General features: G+C 43.5%; 22 protein-coding genes. 19 read left to right on the top strand and 3 right to left on the bottom strand.

Annotated elements, in window-relative coordinates:
* Positions 1-54: 54 nt before the first annotated feature.
* Entirely contained in the window at positions 55-1,140 is a 1,086-nt protein-coding gene (locus tag AB4Z50_RS10805) for a DUF3626 domain-containing protein (RefSeq protein ID WP_441878704.1), read from the bottom strand.
* Positions 1,141-1,351: 211 nt separating this feature from the next.
* Here AB4Z50_RS10805 and AB4Z50_RS10800 point away from each other — a divergent pair, with 211 nt between their 5' ends.
* From AB4Z50_RS10800 to AB4Z50_RS10790, 3 genes are all read left to right on the top strand, one after another.
* On the top strand, positions 1,352-2,185 hold the full coding sequence (locus AB4Z50_RS10800; protein ID WP_441878702.1) for a helix-turn-helix domain-containing protein: 834 nt from the start codon (positions 1,352-1,354) through the stop codon (positions 2,183-2,185).
* 93 nt (positions 2,186-2,278) lie between these two features.
* A complete protein-coding gene (locus AB4Z50_RS10795; protein ID WP_339206696.1) occupies positions 2,279-2,641 on the top strand; it encodes a VOC family protein in 363 nt (120 codons plus the stop codon).
* A gap of 27 nt (positions 2,642-2,668) precedes the next feature.
* Positions 2,669-3,100 (top strand): DUF6526 family protein, encoded by a 432-nt coding sequence (locus tag AB4Z50_RS10790; protein ID WP_441878700.1) that lies wholly within the window; start codon positions 2,669-2,671, stop codon positions 3,098-3,100.
* Positions 3,101-3,162: 62 nt separating this feature from the next.
* Here AB4Z50_RS10790 and AB4Z50_RS10785 read toward each other — a convergent pair whose 3' ends face one another.
* Complete coding sequence (locus AB4Z50_RS10785; protein ID WP_441878698.1) at positions 3,163-3,834, bottom strand: DUF2306 domain-containing protein; 672 nt, start codon at positions 3,832-3,834, stop codon at positions 3,163-3,165.
* A 350-nt stretch (positions 3,835-4,184) separates the two neighbouring features.
* Here AB4Z50_RS10785 and AB4Z50_RS10780 point away from each other — a divergent pair, with 350 nt between their 5' ends.
* From AB4Z50_RS10780 to AB4Z50_RS10730, 11 genes are all read left to right on the top strand, one after another.
* Positions 4,185-4,505, top strand: a complete 321-nt coding sequence (locus AB4Z50_RS10780; protein WP_441878696.1) for a thioredoxin family protein — start codon at positions 4,185-4,187, stop codon at positions 4,503-4,505.
* 127 nt (positions 4,506-4,632) lie between these two features.
* Positions 4,633-6,063 carry an MFS transporter gene (locus AB4Z50_RS10775; RefSeq protein ID WP_441878694.1) on the top strand — a complete coding sequence of 477 codons (1,431 nt, stop codon included), beginning with the start codon at positions 4,633-4,635 and terminating at the stop codon, positions 6,061-6,063.
* A 116-nt stretch (positions 6,064-6,179) separates the two neighbouring features.
* Positions 6,180-6,509, top strand: a complete 330-nt coding sequence (locus tag AB4Z50_RS10770) for a metal-sensitive transcriptional regulator (protein ID WP_076268759.1) — start codon at positions 6,180-6,182, stop codon at positions 6,507-6,509.
* Positions 6,510-6,697: 188 nt separating this feature from the next.
* A complete protein-coding gene (locus AB4Z50_RS10765) occupies positions 6,698-6,835 on the top strand; it encodes a hypothetical protein (RefSeq protein ID WP_441878692.1) in 138 nt (45 codons plus the stop codon).
* A gap of 101 nt (positions 6,836-6,936) precedes the next feature.
* A complete protein-coding gene (locus AB4Z50_RS10760) occupies positions 6,937-7,140 on the top strand; it encodes a cation transporter (RefSeq protein WP_441878690.1) in 204 nt (67 codons plus the stop codon).
* A 50-nt stretch (positions 7,141-7,190) separates the two neighbouring features.
* Positions 7,191-9,620, top strand: a complete 2,430-nt coding sequence (locus tag AB4Z50_RS10755; protein WP_441878688.1) for a heavy metal translocating P-type ATPase — start codon at positions 7,191-7,193, stop codon at positions 9,618-9,620.
* A 13-nt stretch (positions 9,621-9,633) separates the two neighbouring features.
* Complete coding sequence (locus AB4Z50_RS10750; RefSeq protein WP_441878686.1) at positions 9,634-10,524, top strand: hypothetical protein; 891 nt, start codon at positions 9,634-9,636, stop codon at positions 10,522-10,524.
* A 147-nt stretch (positions 10,525-10,671) separates the two neighbouring features.
* Positions 10,672-11,370: a response regulator transcription factor gene (locus tag AB4Z50_RS10745; protein WP_441878684.1), complete on the top strand. Its 699-nt coding sequence runs from the start codon at positions 10,672-10,674 to the stop codon at positions 11,368-11,370.
* Position 11,371: 1 nt separating this feature from the next.
* Entirely contained in the window at positions 11,372-12,307 is a 936-nt protein-coding gene (locus AB4Z50_RS10740) for a sensor histidine kinase (protein ID WP_441878682.1), read from the top strand.
* Positions 12,308-12,402: 95 nt separating this feature from the next.
* The gene (locus AB4Z50_RS10735) at positions 12,403-13,329 is read left to right on the top strand and encodes an ATP-binding cassette domain-containing protein (protein ID WP_441878680.1); all 927 of its coding nucleotides are present in this window, start codon (positions 12,403-12,405) and stop codon (positions 13,327-13,329) included.
* The gene (locus AB4Z50_RS10730) at positions 13,326-14,018 is read left to right on the top strand and encodes an ABC transporter permease (RefSeq protein WP_441878678.1); all 693 of its coding nucleotides are present in this window, start codon (positions 13,326-13,328) and stop codon (positions 14,016-14,018) included. Before AB4Z50_RS10735 ends, AB4Z50_RS10730 begins: the two co-directional genes overlap by 4 nt.
* Positions 14,019-14,189: 171 nt before the next feature.
* Here the strand turns inward: AB4Z50_RS10730 and AB4Z50_RS10725 are convergent, their stop codons facing one another.
* Positions 14,190-15,269, bottom strand: coding sequence for an AI-2E family transporter (locus AB4Z50_RS10725; RefSeq protein ID WP_441878880.1), 1,080 nt, complete (start codon positions 15,267-15,269; stop codon positions 14,190-14,192).
* A 562-nt stretch (positions 15,270-15,831) separates the two neighbouring features.
* Between AB4Z50_RS10725 and AB4Z50_RS10720 the strand changes: the two genes are divergently transcribed.
* From AB4Z50_RS10720 to AB4Z50_RS10700, 5 genes are read left to right on the top strand one after another with little or no spacing between them, the layout of a single operon-like run.
* A complete protein-coding gene (locus tag AB4Z50_RS10720; protein ID WP_441878676.1) occupies positions 15,832-16,845 on the top strand; it encodes an ABC transporter ATP-binding protein in 1,014 nt (337 codons plus the stop codon).
* Complete coding sequence (locus tag AB4Z50_RS10715) at positions 16,832-17,767, top strand: ABC transporter ATP-binding protein (protein ID WP_339206714.1); 936 nt, start codon at positions 16,832-16,834, stop codon at positions 17,765-17,767. Before AB4Z50_RS10720 ends, AB4Z50_RS10715 begins: the two co-directional genes overlap by 14 nt.
* A gap of 5 nt (positions 17,768-17,772) precedes the next feature.
* A complete protein-coding gene (gene opp4B / locus AB4Z50_RS10710; protein WP_441878673.1) occupies positions 17,773-18,735 on the top strand; it encodes an oligopeptide ABC transporter permease in 963 nt (320 codons plus the stop codon).
* 26 nt (positions 18,736-18,761) lie between these two features.
* Positions 18,762-19,667, top strand: a complete 906-nt coding sequence (locus AB4Z50_RS10705; protein WP_076268768.1) for an ABC transporter permease — start codon at positions 18,762-18,764, stop codon at positions 19,665-19,667.
* Between the two features lie 15 nt (positions 19,668-19,682).
* Positions 19,683-21,539 carry an oligopeptide ABC transporter substrate-binding protein gene (locus AB4Z50_RS10700; RefSeq protein WP_441878671.1) on the top strand — a complete coding sequence of 619 codons (1,857 nt, stop codon included), beginning with the start codon at positions 19,683-19,685 and terminating at the stop codon, positions 21,537-21,539.

Here is a 21,539-nt window from a genome sequence, read left to right as displayed (position 1 = left end):
CTACGGGCTCCTCTTTTTTAATTTTCCTTTGTTAACCTCCGATTACGCTAACTTTCACTTTTCCATTGGCTTTCCATATCTCACTAAAACATGCCAGAGTAATTTTAATTCTTGCAGAACTTCTTTGTAGGTTCCTCTATCGCTCCAATGACTTGGATTTCGTTTCAAGTCCATAGCTGCTGCGCCAATCATATTAACATCAATAAAATCACTTTGCGCAATTCTTTTGGCTAGTGAAGGCATCGAAGGACCTCTAAAATTGATAGGCACCTCATCAACTAAAAGGGTAAAGCCCCTATGCCAGTAAAGATCAATTGCATACTTTAAACATAGCTGTTCTAAGATTTGTCCTGTATGGGTGCCCTTAAATGATGGATCGGCAACAAGCGTCTTTACGTCTTCTTTAAGAGAAATGTCACCATGAACCTGAGCTTCGATATAGTGGTCAAGATTTCGATTTGGCTCTTTGTTTGATGGATTTTGGAATGGTTTCTCAAGATTGACGAGCATATGGTCGATTAACTTTCGAACCGTCAGATTGCTTTCACCAATGGCAAAATTATTATAGAACGCATCCCTCATGAGAGCAGCCAAAATAAGGTCAAATTCCTTATACGTCCCCTTTTCCTTAGGGTCTTGGTGAGAATCCAAATAAGTATAAGTGCAACGATGAGAGACCTCAGCGGATAAAAGAAAATAACATGATCCAAACCGTGGAGCAGGTCCATCGGGATGTAACATGACATTGAGTGCCCCATACTTCGGCCGTTCGCTATTGGTTGAGCCATTTATTTGGTACGCTCCGCCAAACATTTTATTTTCCCAAACGTCTCGTTCACCACCTGGAAATGCTGATACACTTCCATTCGATAGGAAAGTCTCGAACTGGCTTTTATAAATCCCCTGCTCAAGCAGTGCTTCAGCAACGCTTTTCATGTTCGGATCTAATCGATCGGGGTGAAAGTGCAGCGCAATACTTGCATGAGATTTTAGTTTAGTGATAGCATCTTCAAATGTCTTCAGCTCGATGCTGGACATTTGAAGGATTTCCCTCATTGTTTGCTCCACCTCATTTTTGCGGCTTCTTGCGTAATTTGTTATATACTCTTGAGCTAATTGCTGAGACCTCGATAATTCCATAGGCAGAAGAGTCCCTTCCCTTTTTTATAGAATCATAATACAGGATGGACAGTAAGGGAAATGCAGATAGCGTTATTAAAAATACTTTATTTTTTTCTGACAATAGAAAGTTATCATGTATAATGATTTACATATGTTGTAAGTATTCAACGTCACCATGTTTAATGATTCTAATAGGTAGACTACATGGCAGAGGTGGGGTAGTAATGGTGTGAGTCACTCCGTTCAAGAAGTTTACGAAAAAAAGACGGCAGGCTTGAAGCAAACGACGGAATCTGATCATGAAGTCGCTGTAAAAGCAGCAATTGTTCAGATGGTAGAACGTATGGAAGATTCGACTCTTTCGACGGGAATGCTGGCAAAGCTTATTTCGTACAGTCCTTTTCATTTTGATCGTATCTTTCGCTCCACCACAGGCATTCCGCCTCGGCTGTATTTATCTGCTCTTCGCTTTCAATGGAGTAAAAAGCTGCTATTGAAATCTACTTTATCAGTTACAGAGGTAGGTCAAACGGTGGGATACAGCAGTTTTAGCACCTTTTCTTCCAAATTCTCAAGTTTTATCGGGCTTTCGCCGCAGCAGTTTAGACATTTTATAGAGAGCAGGTTGCTTGGGCTCAATGAACTTCGATCCATTCGTTTGCCAGAGGGCATTAAGGCGCTTTCAGCCATAGAGGGGAATGTTAAGGCGTCAGAATCGCTTCATGGCGTGATTTGTATTGGCTTGTTTCCTAGGCCAATTCCTATGGGCAAGCCTATGGGATGCACCATGGTTTTTGAGTCAGGAGCATACGTGATACCGAATGTTCCCGATGGAACGTACTATATCATGTCTATCGCATTTTCATGGGATGCTTCTCTCGATGAGTATCTGCATCCGCAGCACTCTTGGCGTGGCAAGGCAAATGGGAAAATCACTGTAACAGATGGCGTTGCTAAAGGCGAATCCAATGTTACCCTTCGACCTCCAAAGTTTTATGATCCGCCTATATTGATTTCCTTTCCCGTTCTCGTTCAAGCTTATCTTAATAGGCTGGAGGGATAAAAGAGAGCAAACTAGAAGAAGCAAAATTCACGGTTTATGGCTATTCTTTTTGTAGAGTCTTATCAGACTACTGCAAAAAGAGGAGTGAACGTCATGTCACGCGTTATTCATTTTGAAATAGAGACTAGAAATCCAGAGAAAAAAATGTCATTTTACGAAGAGGTTTTTGGTTGGAAGTTCCAAGAGATGATGGAGGGGTACTGGATAATCATTACGGGCGAAGATGGTGAGGAAGGAATAGACGGTGGACTAATGCGCAGCTCTACAGAAGAGGCACTGCGAACCGTTAATTCAATTACCGTGGCGGATCTGGATGAATATTTGGGCAAGGTCGAGCGGGCAGGCGGCAAAGTTACCTCCGCCAAGATGGAAATCCCTGAAATTGGTGATTTTGCTTATTGTGAAGACTCTGAAGGTCTTGCTTTTGGTGTGATTCAGTTTTTCAAGAAAGAATGAACTAGACATTACATTGGGGGAATCGTTGTGAGCAATGTGAAAACGCAAAGCTATGAGAACCATGGGCAATATGCACCTTTGTATCATTTTATACTGGCGCCCATTGCGCTTATCTTATTTATCGCGTCGATTGTTCATATATTTAAAGAGCAATTCAGCTTCTCTTCGCTATTAATTTTTGGTCTTTCTGTATGTGTAGTTCTATTAGGGGCGGTTGTCCGTCAGTTCGCAACGAAGCTGCAGGATCGCAGCATTGTTCACGAGGAGAATTTTCGGCATTTCAGGCTTACAGGCAAACCATTGGATACAAGACTTAGCGTGCAGCAAATCATTGCTCTGCGTTTTGCGGAGGATGATGCTTTTCCTGCATTATGCGTGAAGGCTGTTGAAGCGGGAATGAATTCCGGGACGATCAAGAAATCGATTACGAAGTGGAGAGCGGATTATAACCGCGTTTAAAAGCAGGATGATAAAAAGGAAAGAGCAAGGATGGGTTGCAGCCGTCCTTGCTCTTTTTCTGTTTATATCTTTGGATATATACCGTTCTCATGCGTCATGCCAATACGCTTTTTTCTACTCATTAGCATTTCAATAAACAGTAGATTTGGTACCCAGCAAATCCAAGCAATAACGAAGAACGATTCATTCGTATCCGTTATTTTCCATATACCGGCTGCGAGTGCAGTAAACAAGCGGAGTGTAATTGCAGCGCAGGTAAGAGCATAGTTTCTTGCCATCCAGCGTCCATGCTCAGCCTTATTCCGGTGGACGATAATGCTTTTTAACGCGCGATAAAGGGAATACAGCCATAAAATAGATAAGGTGCCGAAGCCAACCTTTGCGATCAGCCCGCCGTTTGCGTAAAAAGCGAGATACAGGCCAGTGATGCCGCCAATTCCAATCATTGCAGCATAAATATAGCCGATCGTGCGGTGTGCTTTTGGCGAGCGATGCCGAAACCGCTTGATGAATTGAAACCAGCCGATTGCAATCGCTATTCCAGCAGAAACGGCATGGCCCCATAAAACGCTGTACCATAGGTCAGGCATGCTTCCTTTTTCTGTGACAAAGCCCTGCTCCTTAATGCCGTCAAGTGATCCGTACAAAAGCAAGGCGTAGGCCCCAACCGCTAACGCCAAAAAAGCCAATATTCCAAGTGACCACGAACGACCGGCACTTCCTCGTACACGCATCAGTTTACCTCCGAATTTCATCGTTATTTACTGTTAATGAAAATGTATCATTTAAGCTTATTCCGCCTCAAGCGGCTGGCGACGGAGCTACGACTACGTCTTAAGTCTAATAGGTCGATCCGCAGATAAAGACCCAATTGCCTCAATTCCGACGGAGATCATGTTAACTTATAAATAGATTTTTAGATTTTTATCTTAAATTTTAATTTGGCGGTATTTGAGTTATTATAGTGTTTGTCTGATTTTATGAAGTTAAAGTATATTAAGATTCTCCATCAACAAAAACTGTGTGTTGCGTGTGGTGGTTATGTACCTATAAGGGTGAATTAGACAAGAGGAGGAATATAGCAATGACTATCTTAAATTTAACGGACAACACCTACGATAAGTTGGTTTCTGAACAGGATGCCGTCTTGGTGGAATTTTGGGCGGAATGGTGTACGCTCTGTAAACAAATGAAGCCGATTCTAGAGGAAATCGACCTAGCTTATGCAGGAAAAGTAACGGTGGCCATGGTGGATGCAGCGACGGAAACGAAAGTGACAGAGCAAATGGGAGTCATGAGTTTACCAGCTTTGTTTATTTACAAAAAGGGTGAGCTAGTCGGGAAAGTAACAGGATTTGTACCGAAAGAAACGTTAACGGGCGCTATCAATCAACTCATCCCATAGTGGATTTAAATCAAATCAAGTTACTGCTGATTTAAAGTCAGCAGTTTTTTTATGGAAATAGTTGTTGACAATATAGGGTAGGGGGGTATACTATACGAATGTAAATCAAATCAAGGAGGAATACGATATGTCAGGAAATTCAAATGCTATGGCTAATGTGAATCCGCTAAGATGGAAGGCATTGTTCTTGCTATGCTTGGCTCAGTTCATCGTTATCATGGATACATCTATCATCGGGGTTGCTCTTCCAGCTGTTAAAGAAGCACTTGGTTACTCGCAAAACAACCTGCAATGGGTATTTAATGCGTATGTCATTTTCTTTGGGGGATTATTGCTGCTAGGAGGCCGACTTTCCGATCTATTCGGTCAACGCAAGATGTTTATGCTTGGGTTTATAATCTTGTCACTTGCTTCGCTGTTAGCCGGATTAGCTTGGTCCCAGGAGTCGATGAATATTGGCCGCGCCATTCAGGGATTTGGATCTGCGCTAATCGCTCCAGCTGCATTGACCATCATCATGCAACTTTTTGTCGCTAACCCTAAGGAGTTAAACAAAGCTTTCGGCTTCTGGGGAGCATCCGCAGCAGCAGGCGGAACCGCCGGGGTTTTCCTTGGAGGAGTCATCACGGAATGGCTCAGTTGGAATTGGACATTCCTGATCAACATCCCCGTTGGCTTGTTCGCTATTTTGTACAGTCTGTATGTCCTTCCAAAAGGAACAAAAAGCAAGGGCAGCATCGATATCTTAGGATCACTGACGGTCACAGCTGCGTTGGTGCTGGCGGTATATGCGATCGTCACTTCGGAGCATAACGGATGGGGGGCGCAAACATTTGGTCTATTGGCCATTGCTGCTGTACTGTTCATTCTGTTTCTGATCGTGCAAGCGAAGAAAAAAGACCCGCTCGTACCTCTACGGATATTTAGAGCTCCAAATCTACTTGCGAGCAATATCATTTTGGCAACTCTTTCAGGTGCTTGGATTCCGCTTTGGTTTTTCTTAAATCTGTATCTTCAACAGGTTTTGAACTATTCGGCATTCATGGGCGGGGTTGCTCTGGTGCCGATGACGATCCTCATCATGATCTTGATGGTCGCAGTCATGGGAAGGCTTGTCGGCAAGTTCGGCATCAAAGGAAATCTCGTCATTGGCATGCTTATATTAGCAGGATCACTGTTGCTGTTCGCTGGGAATACGCCAGAGGATGGAAACTTCGTTACCAACGTACTATGGGCTTCTCTACTCGGGGCACTTGGCATGTCAATGGCTTATATCCCGGCAACGATTTCCTCCTTGTCAGGGGCAAGACCGGAAGAATCCGGTTTGGCGTCGGGCTTATCCAATATGAGCTATCAGATTGGTTCAGCCATTGGATTAGCTGTCATGGTTGCTGTATCTTCTTCCTGGACAAAAGGGGAGCTGGATAAAGGGATCGATCAAATTGCAGCATTAAATACGGGTTTTCACTCCGCATTCGTTGGAGCAGCTATCATAGCTATCGTGGGTGCGCTTATCGCGTTGATTTTTATTCGTAAAGGGAAAACGCCAGAGAATTGAAAATGAGATAGCATAATAATCAGTCGTGTTATTCACGGCTGATTTGCTGCTTTATCAGAACTTTGCATCGGATAGGGTTAGGGGGTATAATAGGGCTTAAGGGGAGGGGATAAGCCATGGAAAATGAATTAACGGTTGCATCCGCTGGACATGAAAATCATCACCACCATCAACATAGCCATCACTCCGAGAAGACCAAGATAAACCTGACCAGTCGCCTGAACCGAATTGAAGGGCAAATTCGAGGGATCAAAGGGTTAATCGAAAAAGATACGTACTGCGATGACGTGCTCAATCAGATCGCGTCGGTTCAATCGGCTCTAAACGGCGTCGGAAAATTACTTCTCGAGAACCATATGAAAAGCTGTGTCGTTGAAAAAATTCAATCGGGTGAACATGGAGTCATTGATGAGTTGTTGACGACAATAAATAAACTAATGAAATGATAATCGGAGCAAATGTGCTTGTGTACATTTGCTTTTAAATTTTATTCATCAACTTCGCTTGACAAATATAGGGTACGGGGGTATTCTATACTTATCGTTACCATTAATTACAAAGGTTGTGTTGGAGCTTGACTCTTCGTATATTAGCCTTAGCATCTCCACTCTCATAAGGTGCGGAAGAAGTGGGTTTGCCATTCGAACTTTGGCTGGATGAAGCGTTCACCGGCTTGGAACTGTCGATTCTAATAAAATCGGATATGCAGGCTGCACCCTTGGAGCAAGTGACCCGTTTGCGAAAGGAAAGTGTGACTAAGCTTGTCGGTTGAATCAACTTCAAGGAAGTCATCAATAATTTATTATTTTGTCGTTAATATACTATAGGGGAGTATTGTATATTAACAAAACAAGTGAGACGGAGGAATTAATAATGAAAAACGTTATGTTAAATGTAGAAGGAATGACTTGTGGCAGTTGTGTTCGTAGGATTGAAGGTGCAGTCGAAACTCTCGGTGCCAAAGCGACTGTTGATCGAGCCGCAGGCCTGGTTGAATTGGTGTATGACGACAGTGAAGTCTCATTGGATGCCATTGTCGAAACGATTGAGAAACAGGGTTACGATGTCGTGAAATAAAAAAGTCACATAGTTAAGATGGTAATACGACAGAAGAATAGGTGATGATCATGAGCAGTTCTAATCAAGCAGTATCTAATCAACAAGCCACACTACAGATCACTGGCATGACTTGCGCAGCATGTGCGAGCCGTATAGAGAAAGGCCTGAATAAGCTGGAAGGCGTTGCACAAGCAAACGTGAACTTCGCCATGGAGCAAGCATCCGTCAACTTTGACCCTACTCAAGTGAACATGTCCCAATTGGAGCAGAAAATTCAAGCCCTGGGATACGGTACGGTGAAGGAGTCCATTGACTTCGATATTGTAGGCATGACCTGCGCAGCATGCGCCACGCGCATCGAGAAGGGCCTTAACAAAATGAGCGGCGTAAAAGCGACGGTAAACTTAGCTTTGGAGACGGCGCATGTGGAATTTATTCCATCCATGACAAGTGCTGCAGATATGATCAAGAAAGTTGAACAGATCGGCTATAAAGCTAAACCAAAGAGCGAGCAGACGAATGAAAGCGATCATAAGAAAAAAGAAGTCCGCAGCCTGCAGATCCGGTTGATTGTATCAGCTATTCTCTCTTTGCCGCTTCTCTGGGCAATGGTTGGGCATTTCTCCTTTACGTCATGGATATGGGTGCCTGAGATTTTCATGAATCCATGGTTCCAATTGATATTGGCTACCCCGGTACAATTCATTATTGGCAGCCGTTTCTATGTCGGAGCCTATAAGGCGCTGCGCAATGGCAGTGCGAATATGGATGTATTGGTAGCGCTCGGCACATCTGCCGCCTACTTCTATAGTGTTTACTTAACCATCGAATCAATAAATGCATCCGCACATCATCAGGTTGAGATGTATTATGAGACGAGTGCCGTGCTGATTACGTTAATCTTGCTGGGTAAATTATTTGAAACGCAGGCGAAAGGCCGATCTTCCGAAGCGATTAAAGCATTGATGGGTTTACAAGCCAAGTCGGCTATCGTCATACGGGATGGTCAGGAAGTTAGTATTCCAATAGAAGAGGTAGTAACTGGAGATGTATTCCTAGTTAAACCCGGCGAGAAAGTGCCAGTCGATGGTGTAGTGCTTGAAGGGTTATCGGCAGTTGATGAATCGATGTTAACCGGTGAAAGTATCCCGGTAGATAAGCAGACAGGAGATCAAGTCATTGGAGCAACGCTGAACAAAAATGGCGTGCTTAAAGTTAGAGCGACTAAAGTCGGAAAAGAAACGGCGCTTTCCCAAATCATCAAAGTCGTAGAGGAAGCGCAAGGCTCGAAAGCGCCGATTCAAAGGGTGGCTGACGTGATCTCTGGAATATTCGTCCCGATCGTTGTAGGGATCGCGATCGTCACTTTCTTGATCTGGTACTTCGCTGTTGATGCAGGCAATTTCGCAGAGGCGTTGGAGAAGGCAATTGCCGTTCTGGTTATAGCATGCCCGTGTGCGCTAGGTCTTGCTACGCCAACATCGATCATGGCTGGTTCGGGTCGATCCGCTGAACTCGGTATTTTGTTCAAAGGCGGCGAGCATTTAGAATCCACGCATCGCATTAACACCATTATATTGGATAAAACGGGAACGGTAACGAAAGGCAAGCCGGAATTGACGGATGTACGGATTGAGCAAGGCTATAATCGGGAACAGCTCTTGTCCTGGATTGCTGCAGCGGAGAAGAATTCGGAGCATCCGCTTGCGGAAGCGATCGTGGCTGGCATTCAAGAGCAAGGTATTTCTCTCCCATCGACCGAATCCTTTCAAGCGATACCTGGGTTTGGCATTGAAGCTACAGTTCAAGGGAACGAATTGCTAATAGGAACCCGAAAGTTATTGGCGAAAGCTAACGTGAACGCGGAGTCCGCTTTTGAGGAAATGAGCCGACTGGAGTCGGTTGGAAAAACAGCGATGCTGGTTGCGGTTAACGGGAAGTACGCTGGTATGGTAGCCGTAGCGGACACGATTAAAGAAACTTCGAAGCAGGCAGTTGCCAGATTAAAGCAGCTCGGTTTGGAAGTCGTGATGATGACAGGCGACAATGAACGTACGGCGAAAGCCATTGCGAGCCAAGTTGGAATCGACCATGTGCTGGCGGAAGTGCTGCCCGATGGCAAAGCCAACGAGGTCAAGCGATTGCAAGAAAGCGGTAAGAAGGTCGCAATGGTTGGAGATGGAATTAACGATGCGCCGGCATTGGCAATTGCGGATATCGGGATGGCTATCGGAACGGGAACCGATGTGGCCATGGAGGCTGCGGATGTTACTTTAATGCGCGGTGACTTGAACAGTATTCCGGACGCGATCTCGATGAGTAAGAAAACGATGGTAAACATTAAGCAAAACTTGTTCTGGGCGCTTGCTTATAATGTCATCGGCATCCCGATTGCAGCGCTTGGATTCCTTGCACCATGGCTCGCCGGAGCAGCTATGGCTTTAAGCTCCGTCTCCGTTGTACTGAATGCGCTGCGTCTACAAAGGGCAAAAGTTTAAAGTTATTCAGATCATGGAGGCTAAAATGAAACGAATTTATTTGATCGGATTGCTAGCTGTACTCGTTCTTGTTGCTGCTTGCGGAAAACAAAATAAACAAGAAACAGATAATCATGGTGCTCATGGCGGGAATTCTCAAGTGGCATCACCCGCTGCATCCAGTGCCGGAGAGCACGGAGCTCACGGAGAAGAACATTCTGGTGAGACGAAGAAGCTTGAGACGAATGCTGAATGGAAATGGTCTGAAGAAACGCCGAAATCTGGAGAGAACACCGTAATAACCGTACAAATTCAAGATACGGACGGAAAGGCCATCGAGGCATTTGATATTAATCACGAGAAGAAGCTTCATCTCATCGCAGTCAGCAAAGATTTATCTTACTTTGACCACATCCATCCGGAGTACAAAGGGAATGGGCAATTCGAAATCACGACATCGTTCCCTTCCGGTGGAGATTACAAGTTATTCGCCGACTATATTCCTACCGGCGGATCAGCCACAACGAAGTCCGAATGGATCAAGGTAGAAGGGCTAGCCGCTGAACAAGTTCCGATTAAACCATCGGATGAACATTTCGTGATTGTGGACGGGGTAGAAATCACACTCGAAAACAATCATCCGGAAGCCGGCAAAGAAATGGAGTTGAACTTCAAACTTTCGGATGCGAAGTCCAAAGATCCGATAACGGATTTAGAGCCTTACCTAGGCGCAGTTGGGCACGTTGTGATTCTAAGCGAAGATACAGAGCAGTATTTGCATGTACACCCGATGGAGGAAAAAGCGAAAGGCCCGGAGGCGAAATTCATGACGATTTTCCCGAGTGCTGGTGTATATAAGATTTGGGGGCAATTTCAACGAAACGGTAAAACGTTTATCAGCCCTTTTGTAGTTGAAGTGAAATAAACGAATCTTAAGTCCGCGTAAAATCGCGGGCTTTTTTTTAGTTATTGGACAATGTTCCTGTCATCTGACACAAATAGGCTATGGTATAGTAAGGAAATAGATTGAAAATATAAAATGACTTTACATAGATAGGATAGGTGGGACGGCTTGAAACAACGCATATTGCTCGTAGAAGACGATCGATCGATTAGCGAAATGGTAGAGGCTTATTTGACGTTGGAAGGCTTCCATATCGTACATGCGGCAGATGGTGAAGAAGCACTGCGGTTATTTTCTCAGGAAACGTATGATTTAATATTGCTGGATGTCATGCTGCCTAAGCTGAATGGCATTGATTTTTTGAAGAAGATTAGGGAGCATAGTCTGCTTCCAGTCCTCATTTTATCTGCTAAGGATGGCGATGTGGACAAAGCTTTAGGATTAGGATTCGGAGCAGATGACTATCTGGCCAAACCGTTCTCTATGATCGAACTGCTCGCAAGAGTAAAAGCTGCGATTCGCAGAGCAACGCTATACTCAGGTGTTCGGAATCAGGAAGCCTCGAACGTACTTCGTGTTCATGAACTTACAATCGATACGGATAATATTGATGTAAGTAAACGGGGCAAGTCGATTAAGCTTACTTCAAAGGAATGGCAGATCATAAAGCTTCTAACGATGAACCCAACCAAAGTGTTTACGAAGGAGCAAATTTACAGATCGGTATGGAATGATGATTACTTTGGAGACGAGAACGTTATAAACGTTCATATCAGCCGTTTGAGAGAGAAGATCGAAGACGATCCATCATCGCCGCAATATATAAAGACGTTATGGGGCATCGGATATAAGCTGGGAGAATTTTAATATGGTTTATAGTTTATTAGGTATCATTGTCATACTCGCCATTTTAAATGTCATTCAGTATCAAATGAAGCGCGCTAGAAGCTCCGACTTACGGTATATTGCAAACCAAATCAGCAGACAGCTAGAGCAGCAATCTTCGGAAACGCTGCTTCTCATGACAGATGATCGCGAATTGAAACTTCTGCTGGTCGAGTTAAACCGCCTCTTCACAGATAATCAAAATAAGCTGGCGCAGTTTACTAAAACGAATCATTCCATGAGGAAAATGCTTGCTAACTTCTCGCATGATCTAAAAACACCGCTAACCGTCGTGCTCGGCTATGCCGAGATGATACAAGGCAGCCGCGAGATGGCATCTGAAGAAAGAGAACGTCTTCTGCGGCTGATTCATGGAAAAACGCTGGAGATCATTAAGCTGATGAACGGTTTTTTCGATCTAGCTAGATTAGAAGCGGGTGACAACGACATCACGCTATCGCGAATACATATGAACGAGCTATGCAAAAAAAGCATTTTGTCCTTTTACGATTTGGTGCAGGCAAGCGGCTATGAAGCAGATATTCAAATTCCAGAAGAAGCGATCTATGCTTTAGGAAACGAGGAAGCGCTGGAGCGGGTGCTCAGCAATTTATTGTCCAATGCCATTCGTTACGGCAGCGATGGGAAGAGAATTGGGCTTGCTATGAGCGTTGACGATTCGTATGTTAGGATTGACGTTTCGGATTGCGGCAAAGGGATTAGCGCTCGAAATCAAGAGCTTGTTTTTGAAAGGATGTTTACGCTGGAGGAGTCTAGAAACAAGGCTTTCCAGGGAAGTGGATTGGGCTTAACGATTACGAAAAGACTCGTGGAGGAAATGAATGGCGAGATTACATTGCATAGCATCCCGTTTGAGAAAACGACGTTCACGGTTAAGCTCAAACACATGACCTATTAGCAACTTAAGATTTTTGTTAGAAATAAGCAACAAATAAGATAAGGGTGTTCGATAAACTGAGAACTAGTTACAACATGGAAAGAAGGAGAGAACGAGTGGATTATATTTTGAGAACGAGCGGCCTGACGAAAGCATTTGAGGGCAAAGAAGTCGTAAGCAATGTAAGCATGAGCGTGCGGAAGGGCGAAATATACGGCTTCCTTGGCCCAAATGGCGCAGGGAAAACGACCGTTATGAAAATGCTCACGAATTTGATTAAGCCGACTGCGGGGCAAATCGAATTGTTTAATGAGCCGCTTAGGCCTAACACGTATGATGTATTTAAAAGAATGGGAAGCATCATTGAAATGCCGGTTTTTTATGACAAGCTGACTGCCAAACAAAACCTGCAGCTGCATAACGAGTACATGGGCTGCCATGATGACAAGGTTATCGGAGAGGTGCTCGGCATGGTTGCCCTGCGTAACGTGGATGATAAAGCGGTCAAAAACTTCTCGCTCGGGATGAAGCAAAGACTGGCGATCGCTAGAGCGATTATGAACAGACCTGAATTGCTCATATTGGATGAGCCGATTAATGGGCTTGATCCTGCCGGCATTAAAGAAATTCGTAACCTGCTTCAAATGCTAAGTACAGATTATGGAGTTACTATTCTCATATCGAGCCATTTGCTCAGTGAAATAGAGCAAATGGCCAATACGATTGGCGTGATCAGTGGCGGCAGGCTCATTAAACAGGTGTCGATGGCAGATGTTAGGGGCCAGAACTCGGAATATATCGAGCTCATAACGCCGGATCGGACAAAGGCATGCGCTGTGCTAGCCAACGAGCTCCAGCTCACTAATTTTAAAATTATAAATGACAATATGATTCGTATCTTTGAATCGGGAGCGATGCAGACGACGATTTCAAAGTCGCTTGCACTAAATGATGTGAATATCGAGTCGCTGAACAAGAAGTACACTTCTTTGGAGCAGTATTTCCTCGATTTGATTCAAGGGGACGAGGTGAAGCATTCGTGATTAAACTTATGAAGCTGGAAATAGCGAAAATGGGATTAGGCTGGTATGTGAAGGCAGCGATCATAGCGAATGTCTTGATTGTTACGCTAATGTTCATGATCGGTTACTTTGAGGGTGTAGAAGTAAAAAATGAGATCGCAAATATTGGAGAGCTGTATATTATAGCTGGCGCTATGGTTAGATCGACGTTTATCGTCATGGCTGCCGTTCTAATTAGCAAGTTAATCATTGATGAGTATAAGAAAAAAACAATTCTAGTTATGTTTATGTACCCGGTTAGTCGCAAAAAGCTGTTTGCTTCCAAGCTGGCGATTGTAGCTATCCTTACTTTTGTTGCAATCGTCATCTCGCATATTTTCACATTGTCCATGCTTATTGGCATAAATCATTTTTTTCATATTATAGAGGAAGCGCCTGTACCGATGGATTATGCTGCGCAGCTAGCAAGCATCGTAAGTTTTGCTTTTGCAGCAGCAGGAGCAAGTTTAGTGCCGCTTTATTTCGGCATGCGCAAGCATTCGGTGCCTGCAACTATTCTCTCTTCACTCCTAATCGTCATGCTGACGAGTTCGAGCAATCCTGTCTTCTCACTGGCAACCATCATTTACATTCCGCTTGCTTTAGCAGTATTTGGCGTAGCGATCGCCTGGTCAACGGTTCGGCATATCGAGAATAGGGATGTTTTGTAACACCAAAATCTATTAATTATCATAGAATATTTGAGGGTGAATAAACTAGAATCGAGATTGGTGGTGGATGACGGCAATACGATTTTGGCAAAGTAGAAATCAACAATGGCTACGGGTAAGCAAAAGGGGACCACATCGATGTGATCCCCTTTTGCTTGTAAAGCTTAATACTTATGCGTCTTCCCATTTCTGTTTGAAGAACAGCTGATATACCTTCGTAACAACGATTTTCAGCATCATATATACCGGTATAATAATGATTACGCCTATGATTCCAAAAGCGTCACTGCCCACCAGCACCAATAGAATAGTTGTAATAGGGTGAATATCGAGCTGTTTTCCGAAAATATAAGGTGAAATAATATTATCCTGTATTTGTTGTGAGAGTAGAATGACCACTAATGACCAAATCGCAACAGTTGGCGATTCAATTAAACCAATAATGACGATCGGTACAGCAGACAGTATGGCACCTATAAAAGGAATAAAATTCATAAYAACAGCAACGACAGTCAATAAAAGAGCATAAGGCAAACCGATGATAAGGAAGCCGATATACATCAGAACACCGAGCGCCAGATTTACAACAACTCTCCCCACAATGAATCCGCTTAGAGCCGTATCAATCTCCTGCATCGTTTTTTTACCTTCAGCATGGTACCTCTTAGGCATGAAGCTGACGATTTTCTGGCCGAATTTATCCCCTTCCTTCAACATGTAAAAAAGAAGAATAGGGAAGGTGAACAAAATGAGTGCGAAATTAGAGATAAAAGAAAACATCCCCGTTAAATAGTTAGTCAACAATGAAAATCCTTTATTCAGGTATTCGGTTATTTTTGAAAAAGGACTTACATCTTCAGGTAAAATGTCTGCTAAAAACCCGTTCTGTTCCAGATCTTGCAGCTGCTTGCCTAACGTATTGAAAAGATTAGGCGCATTATTTACTAAATTGAAAAACTGAGTGCGAAGCGAAGGAAATACGCCAACGATAAATAAACTAAACAGCACAGCAGCTGCTAAATAAATAATGAGAATGACCCAAGGTCTCTTTAATTTAGGTCGCTCCATCCAGTTTACAAGCGGGCGTAGTAGATAATAGAAAAAAGAGGCGAGCATCAACGGAATCATAACAATACTGAACAAAGAAACGAAGGGCTTGAAAATAAAATCGACAAGTGATGCTAAATAAATAATGGCAAGAACTAAAATTACAGCGAAACAAATTTTAATAAATCGGTTTAAAGAAATCAGGGCGCTCACTCCATCTGCTATGAATTGTTTTTAGTATCGAATATTATTATCGCCATTAATAAATTCGTTTAGACTAAGGGAAATCTTTTCTGTTTCTGTTTCATTTTAAAAGATTATGTACATATTATTGCATAAAAACAGTGAGGAATCTAACTCGTAAACTAATATTGAAAAATAGTTTATCAGAGTTTCGTTTGCTGAAAATTTCATAAATATTTTTAAAGTAATGATTGTAGTAATGAGTAAAACGGAGATTATATTTACAAAAAGAAAATACATATTTTATTAAATGTAATTATATAACAGTATAAACCTAACAAATAACTATCACCGAAATGTAATACATCACATTAAAGCTTGACAGCGTTTACTATAAACATTAGTATATGATCCATTAGAGTAATGAAATCCAAAAACAAGAATATATATATTGAATATGCTATAAATTATAGTTGCAGTTAAATTGTTTTATGCTTATATTAGATATGATAAATCTATGGTTTGAAAATTCGGAAAATTATGAATATTGCAAGTTTAGAATCACTACGTTAGGAGGATTCTATTGAAAAAAGAGCTGCTGAAAATTGAGAATTTGACGACTTCTTTTCGAATTGCGGATCGTTATTACGCAGCAGTGGATGATGTGACGCTAACGGTAAAAGAAAATGAAGTTCTTGCCATAGTGGGGGAATCGGGCTCCGGCAAGAGTGCGCTGGCCTATTCCATCATGGGCCTCCATACGAGAGCAAAGATAGAAGGAAATATTTATTACCAAGGACAGGACATTGTCCAGATGTCACCCTCCACGCTAAATAAGCTGAGAGGGAAAGAAATAGGCATGATCTTCCAAGACCCATTATCCGCATTAAATCCCCTTATGATTATCGGTACTCAGATTGAAGAAGTTATTCTCCTGCACCAGCCCAAACTCTCTAGTAAGGAAAGAGCGGACAGGGCGATCGAGCTTTTAACTAAAGTGGGTATTCCTCGCCCAGAGCATACATACGGGCGTTACCCCCATGAATTGTCCGGCGGGATGAGGCAGCGTGTCATTATTGCCATCGCGATTGCCAATGATCCTAAGCTATTAATTGCAGATGAACCGACTACAGCACTGGATGTAACGATACAATTGCAAATTCTTGAATTGCTGCGGCGATTGAAGGATGAAAGCAAGGCTGGCATTGTATTAATCACGCATGACTTGGGCGTTGTGGCCGAGATGGCTGACCGAGTCGCTGTTATGTATGCCGGACAAATTGTTGAAATTGCCGATATCTACACAATCATTGCTAAAGCACAGCATCCCTATACCAGATCATTATTGCAATCGATACCAACTGTGAATGAAGCAAAGTCTAAGCTCCATGTTATTCAGGGAATTGTGCCATCTCTTCAGAACCTCCCGAGGCAGGGCTGCCGTTTTCGATCGAGGACGCCTTGGATTGCTGAGGCTGCACATGAAGCGAACCCGGAAATGCATGAGATTTCTCCGGGCCATTTCGTCAGATGCAGCTGCTACAAGCATTTTCACTTCCCTGACGAGAAGGAGGATCATCAACATGTCATTTCTTGAGATCAGCGATCTAAAGGTACATTTTCCGAATCGCGGGAGTCTTTTCAGTAAAAAGGGTCCACCGATCAAAGCGGTAGACGGTATACAATTCTCCTTGGAGCAGGGACAGACCTATGGACTAGTAGGTGAGTCTGGCTCTGGCAAGACCACGACAGGCAGAGCCATCATAGGCTTAAATGCAATTACATCAGGAAGTGTTCTCTTCCAAGGCCAGCAGCTTGCTGCAGGCGGACTTCGAAGCCATGCAGGCTTCCGCAGAGATATTCAAATGATCTTCCAAGATCCCTATTCCTCCTTGAATCCTAAGAAACGCGTGCTTGATATTATCGCTGAGCCGCTGCGAAATTTTGAGAAGCAGTCTGCTGGCGAAGAGAAGCGCAGTGTACAACAATTACTAGAGCAAGTGGGCTTGAGCCCAGAATCGATTTATAAATATCCTCATGAATTTTCAGGAGGCCAGCGGCAGCGAATCGGGATTGCGAGAGCCATCGCTTTAAAACCAAAGCTGATTATAGCCGATGAACCTGTGTCAGCGCTGGACGTATCTGTTCAAGCGCAGGTACTAAACTTCATGCAGGATATTCAGAAGGAGCTAAACCTTACTTATCTGCTCATTAGTCATGATCTCGGCATTATAAGGCATATGTGCGATCATATTGGCATTATGTACAAAGGCCGTTACGTTGAACGAGGAACGACAGCTGATATTTTCAATCAACCTCAGCATATTTATACGAAGCGTCTTATCTCGGCTATTCCTGACATTGATCCAACGAAACGAGAGGAAAAACACTCGTTTCGCAAAGCGGTAAAGGCGGAATATGAACAAGCCTATGAGAATTATTTTGACGAGGATGGTTTGGCTTATCCGTTAAAACCCGTTTCAGAAACACATTTCGTGGCTTTGCCTGGGAGAGGGTGAGGACGATGTGGCGCACAGTTTTACGAAGAATAGTCATAATGATCCCTCAAATTATATTGTTAAGCATCCTCGTCTTTCTAATAGCCAAGGCCATGCCGGGGGATGCATTGACTGGAATGATCGATCCGAGTATTGATCCAGCTGCAATGGATGCACAGCGTGAGAGGCTAGGCCTCAACAATCCGTGGTATGTGCAGTATTGGGACTGGATTACGAAAGCTGTGCAAGGTGACTTCGGACAGTCGTTTCGTTTCAAAATGCCAGTGTCTGATCTGATTGGCCAGCGCATGATGAATACCGTTTGGTTATCCATCGTCACTCTAATCCTTACTTACTTGATTGCAATACCGCTTGGGATTACAAGCGGACGCTATAACGACACATGGGGAGATCGATTGATTACAAGCTATACCTATATTGGATTTGCAGCCCCGCTATTTATTTTCGCTTTATTGATGTTATGGGTGTTCGGCTTTCATTTTGGTTGGTTTCCAACAGGGGGAAGCGTCGCTCCAGGACTGGAACCAAGTACTCTTCAATATGCTATGAGCAAATTTTATCATTTGCTGCTCCCAGCCATCTCGATGGCTCTTATCGCAACCGTGTCGACGGTTCAATATCTYCGAAGCGAAATCATTGATACGAAGCAAAAGGATTTCATTATCACAGCAAGAGCAAAAGGCGCCTCAGAATCCCGCGTTTATAATCGCCATATTTTAAGAAATTCGTTATTGCCGATCGCAGCTTTTTTTGGTTATGAGATTACTGGACTCATCGGAGGCACGGTGTTCATAGAGGGTATCTTCAGTTATCCAGGAATGGGTCAACTATTCTTAAGCTCAATCGCTCTGCGGGATTTCAGCGTCGTTACTGCGCTTGTTTTATTGTATGGAGTGGCTTCTATTGTCGGGGCATTAATCTCTGACATTGTTTTGAGTATCGTTGATCCTCGTATTCGAATTAAATAAGAACTCGAGATGTTGAGGTGAAAGAAATGAGAAAGACGAACATTCCCATAACCGCGCTCCAGGTGCCGGATAAAAGCCCGTCAAGCTTGAATATTATTTGGCGGGAAATCGTACGAGACAAAGTCGCATTCGTATCATTAATTTTTTTGAGCGTAGTTATTCTTTCTGTGTATGGGATCTCGCTTGTTCTGAATCAGGAGCAAATTGTATCGGTTGATTTATTCGCACTGAAAAAGCCGCCGTCATCCGAGCATTTGTTAGGTACGGACTATGGAGGCCGCGATGTTTTTGGGCAATTAATTATTGGGACTCGAAATTCATTAACGATTGCTATTATTGTTACTGCGTTTACAGGAGTCATTGGCGTATGTGTTGGACTCATTTCCGGTTATTTCGGTGGTACGGTTGATAATATCTTTATGAGATTTGTTGACTTTTTTATGATCCTGCCGACCTTGATGATCGTGATCGCGTTTGTTACAGCCGTGCCTAAATATAATATTTGGTCTTTCTCGCTTATTATGACCGCTTTTTTGTGGATGGGGATTGCTAGATTAATTCGTTCGAAAGCGCTGCAGGAGAAGGAGCTCGATTATGTTCAGGCATCCAAAACATTAGGCTCCTCTAATTTTAAAATCATGATGGTCCAGGTATTGCCGAATTTAAGCTCCATCATCATTGTAACGATGACTTTGAACTTGGCGGCAAATATCGGTTTGGAGTCTGGACTATCGTTTCTTGGCTTCGGGTTTCCTGAGAGCATGCCCAGCTTAGGCACGTTGGTCAGCTATGCTAGAGACCCGCAAACGCTCGAGCTTAGATGGTGGATATGGTTACCTGCATCGATACTGATTTTGGTACTGATGTTGAGTATAAACAATGTCGGTCAAGCGCTAAAGCGTGCGACGGATGCAAGACAAAGAAAAGGATAATAAAGGAGGAGAATGATGGTGAAGAAGAACACGATGTTTTCAAGGTCTTTATTTTTACCGCTTATGTTGGCATTACTAGTCTTTCTTGCAGCTTGTTCATCTAATAACGGGAGTGTAGACACGCCGAGCCCGACTGATGGTGCGGCGAAGCCAACGGAGAGTGCCGCTCCTGCGGAAACCGAGAAGCCTGCTCCAGACGATGGTCTTTATTCCATTGAGGATTTCAGCAATGTGAAGAAAAATGAGGGCGAAGCCATAAAGGGTGGTTCCATTACATTTGGCCTTGTATCAGATACACCATTTGAAGGGACGCTGAACTGGAACTTTTATTCCGGTGATCCGGATTCACAAGTACTAAACTGGTTTGATGAAGGGCTGCTTACTTGGGACAAAAGCTATGTATATACGAATGATGGGGCAGCAACGTATGAAGTGTCTGAGGATGGCAAAACATTTACGCTTACGATTCGCGATAATGTAAACTGGCATGACGGCAAGCCAGTAACTGCAGAGGATTGGTTATTCGCTCATGAAGTCATCGGCAACCCCAAATATGACGGTCCACGGTATGATTCGAATTTCACTAATATCGTAGGGATGACGGAATTCCATGAAGGAAAAGCAAAAACGATCTCAGGAATTGAAGTTTTAGGCGAGAAAAAGCTTAAAATTACGTATATTCAATCATCTCCTTCCCTTTTGACCGGTGGTGTATGGAATTATCCATTAGCGAAGCACATCTTCGGCAATATGGATGTGGCTAAAATTTCGGCTTCTCCAGAGGTTCGTGAGAAACCAATCGGCTTCGGGCCATTTAAAGTAAAAAGCATCGTTCCTGGGGAATCTGTTGTTTTTGAGAAAAATACAGATTACTGGCGCGGTGAGCCTGCACTAGATGAGGTTGTATTGAAAGTAATTAATCAAACAACCGTTGTACAACAATTGAAAACTGGCGGTGTCGATCTCGTTGATTCCTTCCCGGCGGATCAATATCCAGATAATGCGAGTCTATCAAATCTTGAATACTTAGGTGCAATTGACCGTGCATATACGTATATTGGCTTTAAACTAGGCAAGTGGGATGCTGAGGCTGGCAAAGTCGTTCCTGATCCAAAATCGAAAATGGGCGATGTAAACCTGCGGAAAGCGATGTGGCATGCGGTCGATAACGATCAGGTCGGCAAGCAATTCTATCACGGCCTGCGCTGGAATGCGACGACACTTATTCCGCCTTCTCACCCAGAGTACCATGATGCTACTAATAAAGGCCTTGCCTTTGATAAAGATTTGGCTAACAAGATTTTGGATGATGCTGGCTACAAAATGAACGGCAAATTCCGTACAAATCCAGATGGCAGCGAATTAGCTATTAACTTTATTTCCATGACAGGCGGAGATATTGCACAGCCGCTTGCTCAATATTATGTACAGTCATGGCAAGCGATTGGCTTGAACGTAAAGCTGGAAATGGTGGAGTTCAACACTTTCTATGATCGTGTAGGAAGCACAGGAAAAGATGATCCAACAGTAGATGTGTATCAAGGCGCTTGGGGCGTAGGAATTGACGTTGATCCAGCTGGCTTATACGGGCGCGATGCGATTTACAACTTCCCTCGTTATGCTAGTGACGAACAGGATCGCTTGCTTAAAGAAGGGGTTTCAGAAGCGGCCTTTGATGTGAAGGTACGTCAAGGCATCTACAAGGAATGGCAGGAGCTGATGGTGAAAGACATTCCTGTATTCCCGACGCTGTATCGCGCCGTTATCGTTCCAGTTAATAAACGGGTACTCAATTTCGCCATTGGAGATGGAACGGGCATTTATTTGCATCAGCTTGCAGTATCTCAAGATAAACCGGTTGTAGCGAAGTAA

This window comes from Paenibacillus sp. 2TAB26 (assembly GCF_052115145.1).
In the GTDB taxonomy this organism is placed as follows: Bacteria; Bacillota; Bacilli; order Paenibacillales; family Paenibacillaceae; genus Pristimantibacillus.
The sequence above is the reverse complement of the archived record's forward strand: the minus strand, read 5'-3'. Positions and strand labels throughout refer to the sequence as shown.